Raw genomic sequence first — 17860 nt, forward strand, 5'->3', positions numbered from 1 at the left:
TAAAGTATTACAATTTGTTATAATCAACCTATAAAAAATACAAGAGAAAACAAGGAGAAATAAATGAGCAAGAAAATTAGCGTTTCATTAATTCTGTTTACCATTTTGATAACAGGATTGTGAATATGAACACTAGTTGCCCCTGGGAAAATCATTAGTATTGGGGGCTCAATGTCAGTTGATCCTATAATTCAACACTTAACCAATAAATATAAAACCGACCGCAAAGAATCTGGTAATTTTGTGTACTCTTCAACAGGTTCGCAAGCTGGTATAAACAATATGAATAATGGAGTTTATAAAATAGGTTTTATTTCTAAAAATGTACCAGCAGATGTTGGAGATTTCATCGATGATAAGAAAGCTTATTTGGGAGATAAATTTAAAACTGCAGATGAATATTATCAATTTGTTCAAGAGAATTCTGGAATTCATGCATCTAATTTTGCAAAGGATTCATTAGTTTTTATTTATAACGATAAAGACAAAGGTTTTGAAAACTTTTCTAAACTTTTAAAAATAGAAATTGAAGATAAAGATAATAAAGGCAAATATGTCGCTTCAGAATTTACTCATAAAATGTTAGATAAAATTTACAATGTTAACCATCCAAACGATTTAATGACTTGAAGAGAACTAGCACAATTTATTTTAGATTATGTAATAAAAGAAAAAATAGATTTATCTAAGGATGGTCTATCTCTAGATATTCTTCAAAACGATTTATTAAAAGTGAAAAACGATAAAATTATTCCTTTTTCTACATCACCAGGTTCAGGAACCAAATCTTCATTTACTGAATTTTCTGGTGTAACTCCAGGAACAGCGGTTAATATTTATCCATCCAATGGATCTGTATTTTCACAAATAAAAGCTTCATCAGGAGCTTTTGGATATGTTTCAATGTCTTATGCTAAATATTTAGCAGAACCAAGTTTGAATTTGAAATTAAAATGAATGAACGTTGTTAACTTAAGTGCAACCGCTCAAGAAGAAAAAGAACAAAATCCAATTAGCTTATTTGTGAATAAACAATTATATAAATACAAACTTACAAGAAATTTTAACGCTTTATTTAATACTACATTATTAACAAGAGATGAAATTAAAGAAGTTTGTGATTTTGTTTATTATTTTTCTTTAGATGATAGTCTTGAAAATGAATTTTTAAACGAAGGTTTGATTAGACCTTGGAAAAGTGAGGGACCAAAATAATGCTACAAATGAAAAAAAAGCAAAATAATTTTGAAACCTTGCCAGCAAAACAACCTAAAAATCGTCAATCTAAAAAAGAACAACTGTTCAAAGCATTCATTTATGCATTTACAATCATTGTTGCTTTAGTGCTTTTAGTTTTAGTTGTTTTCGTAATTGTTAAATCAACAACAATTTTTGCTAAAGATGGATTTTTTAGTTTTATTTTTGGTTCTACTTGAAATCCTGCATCAAACGGTAAGGGTCAATATGGAATTGGGATGATAATTGCAACTACGTTAGTGATGCTAATTATTGCAATGATTTTTGCTGTTCCTTTAACTTTATTTAGTACTTTATTTATTAGTGAATATTTATCAAGACGCAATCAAAAAATTGTTATGGGTATTATTAAAGTTTTAGCGGGGGTTCCTTCTGTTGTTTTTGGTTTATTTGCTAGAGAACAAATTGGAGCTTTATTTAGAATGTTTGGAGCCCCATCAAATGACAATTTAATGGTTGCATCTTTCACAATGGCCTTTATGGCAATTCCAACAATGATTTCTTTATCTTACAATGCTTTTCAAGCTGTGCCTGAAGTATATAGATTTTCTTCATTAGGATTAGGAGTTTCTAAAGAAAAGACCACCTTCTCGATCGTTAGAAAATCAGCTACTCCAAAAATTATTACCGCAGTAATAATGGGAATGAGTAGAGTGATTGGTGAAACAATGGCTATTATGATGATTGCCGGAAATGCAACTGGAGGATTTAATACAGATTCTGGACTTGCAGGATTTTTATTTTCTTCAATAAGAACATTAGCGGGAACAATCGGGATAGAAATGCAAGAAAATGCCGGAACCGATCATCAATCAGCATTGTTTGCAATTGGATTAGTTTTATTTATTTTAGTTTTTATTATCAATATATCTATTTTAGTAGTTTCAAATTTAGAAACAGCAAAAAGAAAAAGACTAGTTTCTAGAGAAGAAAAAAACATTGCAAAAAGTGTTTTAATAACAAGTTCTAATACTAAAGCATACACAAATTATGAATTGCTAACATTAGTTAAAAAAGGGACAGCAAATAAATGAAGTAAAAATCTTTATTCAACATTTACAATGTTTTTGATGTGATCTTCAACAATTGTAGTTATTGGGTTTACTTTTTGATTACTAGGTGTTGTTGCCTTCAAAGGTTTAATAGGATTCCAACATGTTGATGCTTTTGCTTCTATTAATGGCGAATCAGGTATATTTGCAGCTTTATTAACAACTATTCTTTTAATTTTTTCAACTCTTATTTTTGGAATTCCTTTAGCACTCGCTGCCGCCATTTACTTAGCGGAATTTTCAAGAAAAAACAGTTTGTTAACAAAAATTTTTAGATTTTCAATTAATTTATTAGCTTCAACTCCATCAATTGTGTTTGGAATATTTGGACTATCGGTATTTATTGTTATGCTAGGATTGCCATTTTCGGTTTTAGCAGCATCGATGACCATGGCAATCGTTATTTTGCCGATGTTAATTTCAAACTTTGAAGATGCACTAACTTCTGTACCTGAATCCTATAAAGAGGCTGGAGCCGCATTAGGAATGAGTAAAACCAAAATCTTGTTAAAAATTGTTTTACCAAACTCTGCTGAAGCAATCATTACTGGAATTATTTTAGCAATGGCTAAAATAATTGGAGAATCAGCACCAGTGTACTTAACTCTTGGAACTGCTATCAGAATGCCAACTGAAGGGTTCTTGTCATCGGGAGCCACTCTAACAACAGGTATTTATAAACTTGCAAGTGAAGCTGGTCCAGGTAAAGGTGAAAGCATTGCTTATTTAATGTCATTAATGACAATTGTGTTAGTGTTCGCTTTAAATACTACATCATCAAGAATTTCAACTTCAATTTCAAAAATTAATAAACAGGCATGATATTTAGTTATTAAAGAAAGGTTTGTTGATTTTAAAAATTACAGTTTCAAAACAGCTTTTAAAAATAAAATAAATTATATTAGTAAAGTTTTTCAACTAGCTATTAGTAAAATTAAATATTCTACTATCAAAACTAACTTTATTAATTATATTAATCGCAAAAAAGAAATTAGAGAGATTAAAAAAGGAGGAGAAGAATAATGAGTGATAAAACTACAGTTCAACAACGAGAACAAACTTTAGATAAAAACAAAACTTTACCCTTTTCTAAAAGAAAAGAAATTATTGAAATTAAGAATTTTAATTTTTATTACAACAAAGGTAAAAAACAAGCTTTATTTAATATTAATTTATCAATAAAAGAAAATTCTATCACCACATTTATTGGTCCTTCTGGTTGTGGTAAATCTACATTAATACGATCAATTAATAGATTAAATGATTTGGTTGAAGGTTCTGTTCACGACGGAGACATAACCGTTTTTGATAAAAGCGTTTTCGAACCTGGAACAGATGTGCCTAAATTAAGAAGCGAAGTTGGAATGGTTTTTCAAAAGCCAAACCCTTTTCCATTGTCAATTTATGAAAATGTTGTTTATGGTTTAAAACAAAGGGGTATTAGAGACAAAAAAGTTTTAGAACAAGCAGCGCAAGATTCTTTAATGAAGGCAGCTTTATGAGATGAAGTTAAAGATATCTTGCATACACCTGCACTAGGTTTATCTGGTGGTCAACAACAACGTTTGTGTATAGCTAGAGCAATTGCTATGAAACCAAGAATTTTGCTTATGGACGAGCCAACATCAGCTTTAGACCCAATTGCAACATTAAAAGTTGAAGAATTAGTTTTAGAATTAAAAAAAGAATATACAATTGTTATGGTTACTCACTCATTAACTCAAGCAAAAAGAATTAGTGACATGACTGGTTACTTCTTAAAAGGGGAACTTGTTGAGTACAATAAAACTCGTAAAATATTTACCAATCCCAAAGACCCTAGAACAGAAGATTACATTTCTGGAAGATATGGTTAGAAAGAGGTCTATATGTCATTTAACAAAATATTAGATAAAGACTTACAAGAATTAAAAAATGCTTTAGAAATAATGATTGAAGAAACTAAAATTCAATACGCTGAAGCATTCGGAGTTTTAAAAAGCAATGATGAAGCTGCTGCTGCTAAAATTTTTGAACACGACCAAGTTATTAATGAAATGCAAAATAAATTTACAACTACAGCGTTGTGAAAAATTTCAAAACAAAACTTGGTCGCTAAAGATTTGCGATTGGCTGTTGGAGGAATTTTAATTTCAAAAGAAATTGAAATTATTGCTGATTATGCCAAAAATCTAGCAAAGTTTTTTTCAACATTTAAGCCAACAAAAAAATATATTAATTCAATAATTGAACTATTTAGTTTAATAATGGAAATGTTGGATGGAATTTCGCATTTATTTGGAAATGTGAATGAAAATCAAAACGAATTTGTCAGAGATTTAGAAGAAAAATTATTAATTGAAGTTGAAAATGTTTATGATTATTTAATGAATCAAATTTTTGAAAGTAAAAACGCTGCAGAAGCCAAAGAAATTGGTGAAGCTTTAAAACAAATCAAAAATTTAGGTCGAGCAGGAGACCATTTATTCAATGTTCAAGAGATAGTGAACTTTATTCGTCTTGGAAAATTTGTTGAGTTATCCGAAATTAGTAATAATAAAAAATAAAAAAAGTTACATTTATTTAATGTAACTTTTTTTAACTCTGGTAATGTGACCTTTTTTACCAATTCAAGGTACTACAACACTTGTGTTTTGGATGTACTGTGAATAAAGTTTATTTGCTTCTAATTTTTTGTAGCTCTTAATTTCTAATAATGGAACACCTGAAACAAATAACAACAAAAGTTGTATGTATAAAGGTGATAATAATCATAATAAATGAATTAAAACATTAGAATTAGTTCCATAATTTTTAACAATAATGTTAAATAAAAACCCTAAACTTAAAAATCATCAGAAAATCATTTCTCCAAAATAATTAGGATGACGAGAAATTTTTCAAAGTCCTGTTTTCATAAAATCATCAACGGCTTTTGTTTTATAGAAGTTAGATTTTTGATAATCAGCTATTGCTTCAAATATCAATCCTCCTAAAGCAATTAATATGAAAATAATTGTAAAGTAATTATTAGTATCGAAATAAATTGGTTTTATCGACAACATGAAAGCAATTGGCAAAATTATAAAAAATACTGTTGTTGCTTGTAATAATCAAAAAGCTAAAAATTTAACAAAACTATCACGCATTTTATCAAAACGATGATCCACTTTAGTTTTTAAAATTCTTGTTAATAAATATGTTCCTAGTCTTAAAGCTCAAATAATTACACAAGCATAGATAAGAATTTGAATTCAAGAAACATTTTGCTTTCAAATTAATATTGTTGTGGCACAAACTATAAAAGTTAGTGCATAAGTGATATCTGTAAAAACATCAGATTTAAAAGTGAAAGCAATTGCAAAAAATAATAAATTAATTCCTAAAGAAATTATAAATAAATACAAAATAAACAAATAATTAATTTCCATAAGGTCTCCTATCTTTATTGATACAAAATTATTTTAACATAGGTGTTTTATTAATTATATTGATAGTAATAAAGAGATATTTGAGTTTAAAAATATAATATAATTAAAGTATTGGTATCAAAAAGTGAGGTTTTGTTTTTATGGGTTTTTGAGATAAGTTATTAAATAAAAAGAAAAAAATAGTTAATATACAAGAAAATGCTCAAATAGCCGAAACAATACAAGATATTGCACCAAAAGAAAAAAATAAAGAATCTAATCTTCCAAAAAAAATTGTTCCAAAAAAACAATCTAAACTTGATAAAAAAATTCTTAAAGAAAAGTTAAAAAAAGAAAAAGCCGAAAAAGTTTTAGCAAAATCTTCACTTGCTTTTTCTAAAGATATTAAAAAACTTTCTAAAAAATATAAAGAAGCTGATAACGAATTTTTTGAAGAACTAGAAGAAATTTTAATCAAAACTGATATGGGAATGAAAATGGTTTTAAAAATTTCAAATAGTCTTCAAAAAAGTGTTAAAAAAGACACTTCTTTTGAAGAAATGAAAGAATTATTAATCGAAGAACTTTATGAAGCTTACGACCCCAAGAACCGGGTTAATACTAATTTAGACTTTAGAGAAGATAGATTAAATATTTTTATGATTATCGGAGTTAATGGTACAGGTAAAACAACTTCACTATCTAAATTAGCTAATTATTATGCAGAACAAGATAAAAAAGTTTTGATAGCTGCCGCTGATACTTTTAGAGCCGGAGCTGTTGAACAATTAGAAGAATGAGTTAGTTCAAGACTCAACAACAATGTTGATTTAATTAAAGGTGCTAAAGGTACTCAAGATCCAGCTTCTGTTATTTTTGATGCAATCAAAAAAGCTCAAGTAGAAAATTATGACTTATTATTAATTGATACTGCAGGAAGACTACAAAATAAAATTAACTTAATGAAAGAATTACAAAAAATGCATGAAGTTGTTAAGCGTTTTGATAAAAATGCTCCTCATGAAGTATTATTGGTAATTGATGCTACAACTGGTCAAAATGGTGTTGTCCAAGCAGAAGAATTTAGCAGTGTAACTGATGTTAGTGGTATTATACTTACTAAAATGGATGGAACTAGCAAAGGTGGAATAGCCTTAGCAATTAAAGATCAATTAAATATTCCGGTTAAAATGATGGGAATAGGTGAGCAAGTTGAAGATATCATTCCATTCAACATTGAAGATTATATTTATGGTCTAGGTGCTGGGTTTATGGAAAATGATCAAATTATAGAAGAGTAGGTTTTAATTATGACTAATATTGAAAAAACGTTGGAGTTGTCAAATTTATTTTTAATTTATAAAAACTTATTAACCGAAAAACAAAAACTATATTTTGAATTATATGTTGATGAAGATTTATCTTTGCAAGAAATAGCCGAAGAGTTTGGAATCTCTAGAGCAGCTGTTCATGATTCAATTACTAAAACAAGTGAAGCTATTTATAATTTTGAAAGCAAATTAAAATTAAAATCTAAAAAAGATCGTTTAAATCAAATCATTTCTTATTATAAAAACTCATCAAATAGTGAAACGCAAGAACTAATTAGAAAACTAGAAGAGGAATAGTATGAATATATTAATGCTAGGTGACATTTATGCAAAACCAGGGCGTGATGCAATTGCTAAAAATTTGAAACAAATTATAAAAGAAAACCATATTGATTTTGTTATTGCTAATGGAGAAAATATTTCACATGGTAAAGGAATAAAGTACGAGCACTATAAATTTTTAAAAGATATGAGCATAGATGTAGTTACAAGCGGTAATCACATTTTTAAACAATCAACTACTTTGGAATTTATTGATGATGTAAATGATTTATTAAAACCCGCAAATATGAGTAGTTATACACCAGGGCCCGGATTTGTGATTGTAGAAAAAAATAACAAAAAAATTTGCGTTCTTAACCTCTTGGGACAAACTTTCATGGAACCTTGTAACAACCCTTATGAAATAATGGATGCTTTTTTAGAATTTGCATTAGATTATGATATTTTAATGGTGGATTTTCACGCTGAAGCTAGTGCTGAAAAAATTGCTTTTGCTCTATACTACGATGGTATTATCACAGGGTTTGCTGGAACTCATACTCATGTTCAAACAGCTGATGAACGAATTCTTCCTAAAGGAACTGGTTTTATAACTGATTTAGGAATGACAGGAGTTATTAATTCTGTGATTGGAGCTAATCCTAAAGAAGTCATTTTCAAAGAAAGGACTCAGTTGCCAGCAAGATTTAAACCAGCAGAAGGGGCTACACAACTTTGTGGTTCTATTTTTGAAATAAATGAATTAACTAACAAAGTATCTATGATTAAAAGAATATTTTTAAAATAAAATTTGCGGAGGTTTTTTATGGATATGCAATCAGTATTAAAAATTGTACAAATTATTTTAAGTGTAATAATAACTTCTTTAATTGTTTTGCTTTTAAGTGTTTTGTTTTACAAATTAAAAAATCTTTATTCATTAAAGTTTAAAGCTGAGTTAAAACAAAAATCAGAATTTATTGATAATAAGTTCTTTATTACTGATGATCAATATCAATTGCATTTATTAGGTTCATTAAAATCGACAGCAAAAAATATTTTTATTGGAGTTCACGAATTAGGAATGAATAAAGAAGATTTTACTGACTTTGAGAAATTCTTTAAAGATGATGAAAATAATGCTTTTATTTGTTTTGATCAAAGAAACTTTGGCCAAAATATTCCTGAACAATCTCCAAGTTTTTCAAGTGTTTTATTTGATTTAAACAATATGATTAATATTATTAAAGAAAAATATTCCCAATCAAAAATTATTTTAATTGGAGAGGGCTTTGGTTATTATTTAGCGCTCTATGCAGGTTGAAAAAATGTTAATGTAAGTTCCATAGTTGCTCTAGGACCTATTACAAGAATGCCTTACAATTATGGAGCAGCAGATCGAGCAAAGATCTTTTCTTCTTGATTTTTTTCTCACAACCGTTTAATTCCTGTGTTAATGAAAGGGATTGATTCTTCCAATAACCAAGTTTTTGTAAATGAAATTGATACAAATATGATGACTAAAGGTTTCATTACTACTAGACAATATTATCAATTAAAAAGAATTTCGAAAATTAGTTTAAAAAAAATGAAATCAATGAACATTCAACAATTAATTATTCAACCTAAAAATGACGTTTATTTGAATTATGAAAAATTACAACAGTTGATACAAAAAACAATTCTTACTAATTTAAAAATTGTTTATATCGAAAACGCAAAACATTTTATTTTAAAAGAAAATATGAATCAATTAGCATTTGAAGAAATTAAGAAATGAGCTACAAAATAATGAAAAAAAGATTTAGTTGAAAGTATATTTCTAATATTCTTTTTTCAAATAGAGATTTAGATCGTGTATTTTTCATGTTGGGATTATTTTTGTTTGTGCTGTCCACAACTTTTTATGTAACTGATTGATATTTGATAGTTGATGCAATTTCAGAAAACGAAAAATATGTTCATAACTGATTTGTCGTTAAAGGAATTATCGCCTTTTCCGTTGTTTCGGTTTATTTAGGAATTAACGGTGGTTTTTGATTATTTATTGCATTTGCCCCACACTATCGAATCGTTCATCGTAAAAATGATTTAAAAATTGCAGCTATGTTATCTTTAAATATTTTAGGATTATTGTTAATCCAGTATATTGTAGATAATTATGAAGATCCAGAAGAAACTTTTTCTTCTTTAATTATGACTAACGATGCTTATTTTAATAAAAAAAATAAACTTCAACAAAATTGATTTATGTTTTTTAGTGTTTTAACAATAATATTGGTTCCTCCAATGTGATTTTCTACTTTGCTTAATATTTCGGAATCTAAACACGCTTATCTTGAAGAATCTGAAATTCGTGCCCGTTTAGCGGTTAATTGTTTTTCGATGTTTTCAATAATTCCTCCGTTTTCTATTGTTTTTCTAAAAATCAGTATGAGTAAACCAATGTTGCTTTCTTGATTATCTGAATACGATGAAGATATGCGTATAAAAGGCAAAGGTTCTGACATTTGACATGTATCTTTAAACTATTTAACATGATCAATGTATTGAATTATTTTGTCTGGATTAACAGGAACAACAATTTTTTTGGCTATAGTTTTAGGCAATCCTGGTTTTGTTTCAAAACTAAATACAAAATTAATTTATATACTTTATATTGTTCTTCTTGTGATGATGTTTTTTACATTGTTTCAAAAATATTATTTAGATTTTAATCGTGAATATCCAATTTGAATGTCCATTTTGGAAGTTATAACATTTAACCCAATTTTAATTATTGTGAGTTTTATATTTGTGTTCAAAACTAATAGGATTAAAAATACAGGATTAAAAATATATATTAAAAAAAACATGGATAAAAGAATGGTTTTACCAATTGCCTTTAACTTAATTGTTATTATTATCACAGCTTTAATTCATTACTTTGGCCCGATTCTAAATCGCAGTGAACTTTGATTTAATTATGTTGAATATGATCCTGTTGATATTTTAATTATTGTTTTGTTCTTTTTATCAATCTATTGATTTATCTTAAATATAACAAAAACTTTTAGCTATGTTAATTACTTGGCCAATTTAAAGACATGAAATTTAATTGACTCATTTTCATTAAATTTTATTGGTTTGTTGATTAATGCTGTTGCTCAAAAATTTAAGTTTAAATTAAATGAAGAAATGCTGTGAATTTAATCTTTAATACAGCGTTTTTTATTACCTTTATAAGGCTATTTAGTTATAATAAAAATTGTAGAAAGTGAAAAAAAGAAATATGAGAAATTTATTTACTAGCGAATCTGTTTCAGAAGGACATCCTGATAAAATATGTGATCAAATTAGTGATGCTATTTTAGATGAAATTTTAAAACAAGATCCAAATGCAAAAGTTGCATGCGAAACTTTTGCAACAACAAACTACCTTTTGATCGGTGGACAAATAACAACAACTGCTAAAGTTGATTACGAAGCAATTGCTCGTGATGTTTTAAGAAAAATCGGCTATAACAATGATGATTATGGAATTAATGCTGAGACTTGCAAAATTGATATTAAAATTGAAGGTCAATCTCCCGATATTGCTTTGGGGATTGATTTAAATGCTCAAACAATCGGAGCAGGAGATCAAGGAATTATGTTCGGATATGCAACTAATGAGTCTAAAACATATTTACCTTTAGCAATTACCTTGTCTCATGAATTAGTTTATACAGCGACTAAACTACGCAAAAATAAAGAATTTAAATGAGCAAGACCAGATATGAAATCACAAGTAACAATTGATTACACCAATAAAAATAAACCAGTGATTGATACAATTTTAATGTCTATTCAACATGATGAAAATTTTAATGAACAAGAATTTAAAACTTATGTAAAAAAACACATTATGGACAAAGTAGCTTTAGATTTCGGTTTAAATACAGATTTTAAAGTTTTGATTAACCCAACTGGTAAATTTGTAATCGGAGGACCTCAAGGAGATACAGGTTTGACAGGTCGCAAAATTATTGTTGATACTTATGGTGGATATGCACGTCATGGTGGAGGAGCATTTTCTGGTAAGGATTCAACTAAAGTTGATCGTTCAGCCGCTTATATGGCTAGATATGCTGCAAAAAATTTAGTCGCTGCAGGGTTAGCTGATAAATTAGAAATTCAAGTTTCATACGCAATTGGAAAGCCTGAGCCTGTCTCAATTTTTGTAGAGACCTTTAAAACAAATCACGTTAATCAAAAAATTATCGAACAAGCATTATTAGAAAATTTCAGTTTTTCAGTAATTGATATGATTACAAATTTAAAATTAAGAGAACCGGTGTTTTTAAAAACGGCAACTTATGGTCATTTTGGTAAAGATCATTTCGCTTGAGAAGAACTAGACAAAGTTCCATTACTAAAAAAATATCTAAAATAGACAAATTTTTTTAAATTGTACATAGGAGTAAATATGAAATTAGAAGTTATTGCAAAAGATTTGCAAGATATTATTGAAATCAATAAATCTACAGCAGATCGAATAGAATTTTGTTCAGAACTTGAAGTAGGAGGATTAACTCCTGACCGTAAAGATATCATTAAAGCTGGTGAAATATCTAAATTACCAGTTAATGTAATGTTACGACCAACAGCAAGAGATTTTTATTATACAGATGCTGAATTTGAGCAAATGGTTGAAGATGCAAAGTTTATTGATCAAACAAAAGTTGCAGGAGTGGTCGTAGGAATTATTACTCCTAACGGAGAAATTAATGTTGAAAGAATGAAAAAAATTATTGCATTAGTTGGCAATAAAACTATTACCTTTCATAAAGCTTTTGAACAATTAAAAGATCCAATTAAATCTTTATCAATTTTAAAAGAACTAGGGGTTAAAACTGTTTTAACATCTGGTAAATTAAATATTAATGAATCTTTTGATTTGTTAAAAGATTTAACAAATCAAAAACAAATAATTATTCTTGCTGGTGGTGGTGTTGATTTTTCTAATATCAATAAAATTGTTTCAATTGTTAATGAAGTTCATGTTGGAACCGCAGTTCGTGAATCAAAATCTTGAAATGTGCCTATTTCAATTGCAAAAATTAACGAGATGAAAAAACATTTACTTTAGAAAGGTCACTAGACCTTTTTATTTTGTAAAATATATTTATTAAGGATATTCAAATGAAGGACATAAAAATAATTGGAGCTGGATTGGCAGGTTGTGAGTCAGCTTATCAACTAACTAAAAAAGGTTATAAAGTTAAACTCTATGAGATTAAAGAGATAAAAAGAAATGATGTGCAAAAAACTAATTTATTTGCTGAATTAGTTTGTTCCAACACATTAAGAAGTAAATCTTTTAAAAATGCTGTTGGAATTCTAAAAGAAGAAATGAAGCAATTTGGTTCTTTAATTTTAAAAGCGGCTGAATTTGCTAAAATTCCTGGAGATGATGCTTTAGCAGTTGACCGTGAAATTTTTTCTAATTTCATTACCCAAGCGATTAAAACGAATTCTAATATTGAAGTAGTTAGCCAAGAAGTTGATAAAATTGATGATGAAAATGATATAACTTTAATTGCATCAGGACCACTAACAACTGATAATTTACAAATTGAAATTCAAAGACTAATCGGTAATCAGAAGATGTATTTTTTAGATGCTTCTTCTCCAATTATTGAAAAAGATTCAATTGATATGACAAAAGTTTATAAGAACTCTCGTCATAAAACCGGTGATGGAGAATACATTTGTGTGCCACTCAACGAACAAGAATTTGAAAGTTTCGCTCAAAAATTAAGAAATGCCCAAACTATAGAATTAAAGAACTTTGAAAAAGAAATTTATTTTAAAGGTTGTCAACCAATTGAAGCAATTGCAAAACTAGGTAATAAAATTCTTTTAAGAGGACCTTTATCGCCTAATAATTTAGAAACTCCAGATAATAAAAAACCTTTTGCTGTTGTACAGTTACGTCAAGATGATGTTAAAGATAGTTTATATAATTTTGTTGGTTTTCAAACAAATATGAAATGACCAGAACAAAAAATAATTTTATCATCACTACCAGGAATGCAAAATATTAAAATTTCTAGATATGGGGTAATGCATAAAAACAATTATATTAATTCTCCTAAAATTTTGAATCATAAATTACAAGTTATGCGTAAAAAAAATGTTTTTTTCGCAGGTCAAATAACTGGTGTTGAGGGTTATGTGGAATCAACCGCAATTGGAATCATGGCAGCATTAGGAATTATTGCAACAATAGAAAATAAAAAATTACCAAAAATGCCCAATACGATTGTTATGGGATCATTGGTAAATTACATTACTAATAGCAAAATTAAAAAATTTAATCCAATGAAAGCAAATTTGGGTTTGGTTGATAAATTAACTCCAGGGGTAGAAAATTACGATTATTATTCCAAATCTAAAGAAGACTTATTGAGATATTTTAAAGATATTCAAAATATATTAAACTAATTAAAAAAGGAGTAATCATGAAAATCGTTAAATTAAAACCATTCTATTCCGAGAAACTTTGAGGAGGATCTAAGTTAAAAAACTTAGGTTTTGATATTCCTGAAAATAAAAAAATCGGTGAAGCCTGAATAATTTCTGCACATAATAACGGCATGACTTTTTTTGAAGAAAAAGATTTAAAAGGTAAATCTTTAAAATATGTTTTTGAAAATAATCGTCAATGATTTGGAAACTATCAAGGCGAATTTCCTTTATTGGTTAAAATAATTACTGCCAATGATTATTTATCAGTGCAAGTGCACCCAACGGATGCTTATGCATTAAAAAAACATCACTCATTAGGTAAACCTGAATCATGATTAATTTTAGATTGTCCCGATGATGCTTTTTTGATTTATGGTCACAATGCTCAGTCTTTATTTCAATTAGAAGAAATGGTTGCAACTCAACAATGAGATAAGCTTTTAAAAAAAGTCAGTGTTAATAAAGGTGATTTTTTATATGTAGAACCCGGAAAAGTTCATGCAATAACCCCAGGAGTTACAGTTTGCGAAGTCCAAAGATCTAGTGATATAACTTACAGATTTTATGATTATGATCGTGTTGATGATCAAGGATTACCACGTCAATTAGACATCGAAGATTCAATTAATTGTACAGTAATCCCTGATACTGCTGAACAAATTGTTCATCAAGCAAGTGGGCAAATATTTTCTTCTGAATTTTTTTCAATTTATATTATGGACGCAACAAAGGAAAAATATTTTCAAACCATAGAAAATCCTTATTTTTTAACTTTTACTGTAATTCACGGAAGTGGGACAATTAACGGTCAAAGATTTAGTTTAGGAGAATCAGCAATCTCTTTAGGTGCAGTTGAAAATGTTGAATTTTCAGGAGATCTAAAAGTTATTATTGCTTGAATTAGAAAATAAACCAAAAGCATTTGCTTTTGGTTTTTTGTTGTTATTTTATTCCTGTTAATAAAAGTGTAAAATTAAAGAGATTTGAGGTAGTATTATGAAAAAAATTAAAAGTGTAACAGCTGAAGACAATAATATTGAAATTTTAGCAAGAATTGAAAAAGTTGTAGTTTCTACAGGCAGTAATGGTAGTGGTTACATGATTATTCATTTAACTGATAAAACCGGAAGATTAGAGGCTCGTAAGTGAACGATAAGTGAACAAGATAAAGAAATTATCAAGGCAAATAAATTTTTGTACACTGCTAATGCAACTGCTTCAGAATATCGTAATGTTTTACAATTAAAGATCAATGATTACAAAATCATTGATAAAGATGAATTGAGTAATTATGGGTTAACTTTTGATGATTTTTTTATTTCTGCTCCAGTTAATATTGAAAAAGAATACTTTAATTTATTAGAAATTTTAAATAATTTAGAAAATAATACATATAAACAAATTACATTAGATTTAATTGAGAAATATAAAAATGATTTTTTAATTTATCCAGCAGCAATGAATATTCATCATAATGTTAGAGGTGGTTTGTTTTGACATAGTTATACATTAGTAAAAAACGCTTTAGCAATTAAGGACAATTACAAATATGCAAATATCGATTGAGAATTGGTTATTTGTGGATCAATTCTCCATGATATTGGGAAAATAATTGAAATTATTGATGAATCAGGAGTTGACTATTCACTTGAAGGCAAATTATTGGGACATATTTCAATTGGTAATGCTGAAATTGCTAAAATCGCTGAACAATTAAATCTTTATAAGTTGGAAGATGGTTCAATTAATAAAGATGTAACTTTATTGCAACACATGATTTTAGCAAGTCACGGAAAAAATGAATATGGGTCTCCAACAGAACCTGTAATTATTGAAGCAATTATTTTATCAACATTCGATAGTCTAGATGCAAGAATTTATCGTGTTAATGATGATCTTAATAAAGTTGAAAATAATGAATGAACTCCAAGAATTATGAGCGAAGAAGGGAAAATGTTTCTTAATCATTTTAGTAAAAATAAAAAATAATTTCATAAAGATAATACAAGCGCAAAAGCTTGTTTTTTTGTAGAAAAACCTTAACTATAAAAAATTATAAATTGAAATTTACTTTTATTTTTTTAGCAAATCACTTATTAAATATTTTTTTTAATTATGCAAATTAAAATTTATTATTTAAAGCACAAATTTTTATTCATTTTTTTTAAAAAATTTGTACTTGCCTTTATTAAAACTTATACTTAAAATCAAATATAAGTTTTTTATATGTTCAATTTTAGGCATATCAAAATGAACTCCAAAAAATAAATACTATTGCATTTTCGCATTTACTCTTTAGGGTTCACTCTAATACATGCTATTTAATTTTTAAATATGATTTATTTATTATTTTAAACTGATTCCTAGACCAAAATCGGCAGTTAGGTAAGCTTTAGAAAATGAATTTGATTCCAAGACTACTTGTCATGCCAAAAATTGCATATAGTAATGTCCATCTTTTTGGTATCATGTATATCCAAAATAGGTTTTAACTAAACATTTTGCTAAAATGTCTGTGTATTCATGGTCAACAATTTTATTTTTTCTTACATAATCATAAAAAGCTGGATCTTTACCACCATATATTTGAACTTTATTTAAATCGTTAAATTCTAAATTAACTTTTGTAGGTCACTTTCACATTAGGTGATCTCCTCCTCACTTAAGAGAAATACCATTGGCGTTTATAAAATCTAACGTTTTGTAATTGGGTTTTTCTGTTCCTAAGTCAAAATTTCAAATTGAATTTAATTCTGGTGAATCATTTTTTGTGGCAGGAAATGATGTGGTACGTCTAATTTCTCTTGAATGATTGTTATTTCAATACAGAATCTTTTCCTCAGCTTTTGCATCATCACTTTTTTCTTGTAAAATATTATTTTTTTGCACTGTAGAAACAACAGGGGCAATACTTGCAACGGGTGTTATAATTCCACTTAATAGTGCTATTAATTTAATCATTTTAATACCCTCCTTTATTTAGTTTTGAATAAAAACAAAAACAAATAGTTGGCCAGAATATTGATCTCGTCTTTATTCACTTCAATGTTAGCACTAACACTTTTAAGTGTATATGCTTTTGTTTAATTTTTTTAATAATATTTTTTATAAACTTACTCAAAAATTTATTTATTGATTTTAAATATTTGCATTTTTAATAAATTATAGCGTTGCATAAAGGTTATATAACACTTTTTAAAAGTTAAATTATTAAAAATTTTAGTATATTTTTTAATATTTTAATTTTTTCTTGATTTTTTTAAAAAGAATGAATTTTAAATAAATTATATAAAACTTAAAAACTATAAAAAATATTCGTTTACTTCTTAATTTTTTTATCAAAAAGATGTTGATTAAAAAAATTAGAAAATAGCAAGTAGTATAAAAAAGTTATGAATGAAGCAAATTTTGTAAAAAATATTGATTCTTAATGAATTGAATATTTAAATAAAAATGGTAATTTTCAAAAGACTAAAAATTTCTGTTTTAAAAAATTAAGGCTGAAAAAATATTAAAACTGGGATATGACAAAATAAAAATAAAATTCATTATTTCATGGGAGATAAAGTATCTAATAATTTTTTCTTACGAAATAAAAAGTATAAAAAAATGTTTTGCGGCAACAATAATAAAATTATTAAAGATATTGAAAATTGAGATGTATGTCACATTTCTGATATGTCTTATACTTTTAAAAATACTAAAAATTTTATTTTTGACATTTCAAAATGAGCAACTTTTAATGTAGCTACAATGAAAAAGATGTTTCAACGTCTAATAAATTTAATCAAAACATTTGTCATTTTCATAAATATAAAATTTACTAGATAAATGTTCGAAAATTCTAAAGAATTTAATAAAAATTTGTCTAAATGAGATTGGAAAAATAAACTTAAAATTTCATAAATATTCAATTTATGAAATTTTTTGTAAATTTTTACACTTTTATGTATTCAAATGAATTTTTATATATTATAATTCTCTTGAACAAAAGGTTACAAATATAACATATCTTAGAAGGATTTTATATTATGAAGATTAACACTATTTTATTAAATAGCGCTGATAAACAATCATA

Annotated in this window: 17 protein-coding genes; 15 read left to right on the top strand and 2 right to left on the bottom strand. The window is 27.1% G+C overall.

Translation table 4 applies throughout. The annotated features are described in order from the left end of the window. The first annotated feature begins 63 nt into the window (after positions 1 to 63). From ptsS to phoU, 4 genes are read left to right on the top strand one after another with little or no spacing between them, the layout of a single operon-like run. Positions 64 to 1215, top strand: coding sequence for a phosphate ABC transporter substrate-binding protein (ptsS, locus tag ESOMN_RS01150; RefSeq protein WP_024863704.1), 1152 nt, complete (start codon positions 64 to 66; stop codon positions 1213 to 1215). Continuing rightward, the gene (pstA, locus tag ESOMN_RS01155) at positions 1215 to 3332 is read left to right on the top strand and encodes a phosphate ABC transporter permease PstA (RefSeq protein ID WP_084027490.1); all 2118 of its coding nucleotides are present in this window, start codon (positions 1215 to 1217) and stop codon (positions 3330 to 3332) included. Before ptsS ends, pstA begins: the two co-directional genes overlap by 1 nt. Then, positions 3332 to 4165: a phosphate ABC transporter ATP-binding protein PstB gene (gene pstB, locus ESOMN_RS01160; RefSeq protein ID WP_084027489.1), complete on the top strand. Its 834-nt coding sequence runs from the start codon at positions 3332 to 3334 to the stop codon at positions 4163 to 4165. Before pstA ends, pstB begins: the two co-directional genes overlap by 1 nt. A 12-nt stretch (positions 4166 to 4177) precedes the next feature. Continuing rightward, positions 4178 to 4855, top strand: a complete 678-nt coding sequence (phoU, locus tag ESOMN_RS01165) for a phosphate signaling complex protein PhoU (RefSeq protein ID WP_024863701.1) — start codon at positions 4178 to 4180, stop codon at positions 4853 to 4855. A gap of 12 nt (positions 4856 to 4867) precedes the next feature. Here phoU and ESOMN_RS01170 read toward each other — a convergent pair whose 3' ends face one another. Beyond that, positions 4868 to 5719 (bottom strand): DUF1295 domain-containing protein, encoded by an 852-nt coding sequence (locus ESOMN_RS01170; protein ID WP_024863700.1) that lies wholly within the window; start codon positions 5717 to 5719, stop codon positions 4868 to 4870. A gap of 140 nt (positions 5720 to 5859) precedes the next feature. Between ESOMN_RS01170 and ftsY the strand changes: the two genes are divergently transcribed. From ftsY to ESOMN_RS01220, 10 genes are all read left to right on the top strand, one after another. Continuing rightward, complete coding sequence (ftsY, locus tag ESOMN_RS01175; RefSeq protein WP_024863699.1) at positions 5860 to 6999, top strand: signal recognition particle-docking protein FtsY; 1140 nt, start codon at positions 5860 to 5862, stop codon at positions 6997 to 6999. A gap of 9 nt (positions 7000 to 7008) precedes the next feature. Next, entirely contained in the window at positions 7009 to 7326 is a 318-nt protein-coding gene (gene ylxM / locus ESOMN_RS01180) for a YlxM family DNA-binding protein (RefSeq protein ID WP_024863698.1), read from the top strand. A gap of 1 nt (position 7327) precedes the next feature. Further along, complete coding sequence (locus tag ESOMN_RS01185; RefSeq protein WP_024863697.1) at positions 7328 to 8098, top strand: TIGR00282 family metallophosphoesterase; 771 nt, start codon at positions 7328 to 7330, stop codon at positions 8096 to 8098. A gap of 18 nt (positions 8099 to 8116) precedes the next feature. Beyond that, a complete protein-coding gene (locus ESOMN_RS01190) occupies positions 8117 to 9082 on the top strand; it encodes a serine aminopeptidase domain-containing protein (protein WP_024863696.1) in 966 nt (321 codons plus the stop codon). Further along, positions 9082 to 10482 carry a hypothetical protein gene (locus ESOMN_RS01195; protein ID WP_024863695.1) on the top strand — a complete coding sequence of 467 codons (1401 nt, stop codon included), beginning with the start codon at positions 9082 to 9084 and terminating at the stop codon, positions 10480 to 10482. Before ESOMN_RS01190 ends, ESOMN_RS01195 begins: the two co-directional genes overlap by 1 nt. A gap of 79 nt (positions 10483 to 10561) precedes the next feature. Then, positions 10562 to 11704 carry a methionine adenosyltransferase gene (metK, locus tag ESOMN_RS01200; protein WP_024863694.1) on the top strand — a complete coding sequence of 381 codons (1143 nt, stop codon included), beginning with the start codon at positions 10562 to 10564 and terminating at the stop codon, positions 11702 to 11704. 33 nt (positions 11705 to 11737) lie between these two features. Continuing rightward, positions 11738 to 12400, top strand: coding sequence for a copper homeostasis protein CutC (locus tag ESOMN_RS01205; RefSeq protein ID WP_024863693.1), 663 nt, complete (start codon positions 11738 to 11740; stop codon positions 12398 to 12400). A gap of 53 nt (positions 12401 to 12453) precedes the next feature. Further along, on the top strand, positions 12454 to 13758 hold the full coding sequence (gene trmFO / locus ESOMN_RS01210; protein ID WP_034942644.1) for a methylenetetrahydrofolate--tRNA-(uracil(54)-C(5))-methyltransferase (FADH(2)-oxidizing) TrmFO: 1305 nt from the start codon (positions 12454 to 12456) through the stop codon (positions 13756 to 13758). A 17-nt stretch (positions 13759 to 13775) separates the two neighbouring features. Continuing rightward, a complete protein-coding gene (locus ESOMN_RS01215; RefSeq protein ID WP_024863691.1) occupies positions 13776 to 14693 on the top strand; it encodes a type I phosphomannose isomerase catalytic subunit in 918 nt (305 codons plus the stop codon). Between the two features lie 85 nt (positions 14694 to 14778). Next, positions 14779 to 15771: a 3'-5' exoribonuclease YhaM family protein gene (locus ESOMN_RS01220; protein ID WP_024863690.1), complete on the top strand. Its 993-nt coding sequence runs from the start codon at positions 14779 to 14781 to the stop codon at positions 15769 to 15771. A 357-nt stretch (positions 15772 to 16128) separates the two neighbouring features. On the opposite strand, the gene ESOMN_RS01225 is transcribed toward ESOMN_RS01220, so the two are convergent. After that, positions 16129 to 16743 carry a hypothetical protein gene (locus ESOMN_RS01225; RefSeq protein WP_024863689.1) on the bottom strand — a complete coding sequence of 205 codons (615 nt, stop codon included), beginning with the start codon at positions 16741 to 16743 and terminating at the stop codon, positions 16129 to 16131. A gap of 648 nt (positions 16744 to 17391) precedes the next feature. Here ESOMN_RS01225 and ESOMN_RS01230 point away from each other — a divergent pair. Continuing rightward, positions 17392 to 17613 carry a BspA family leucine-rich repeat surface protein gene (locus tag ESOMN_RS01230; protein WP_024863688.1) on the top strand — a complete coding sequence of 74 codons (222 nt, stop codon included), beginning with the start codon at positions 17392 to 17394 and terminating at the stop codon, positions 17611 to 17613. Positions 17614 to 17860: the final 247 nt, after the last annotated feature.

This window comes from Williamsoniiplasma somnilux (genome assembly GCF_002804005.1).
Lineage (GTDB): Bacteria > Bacillota_I > Bacilli_A > Mycoplasmatales > Mycoplasmataceae > Williamsoniiplasma > Williamsoniiplasma somnilux.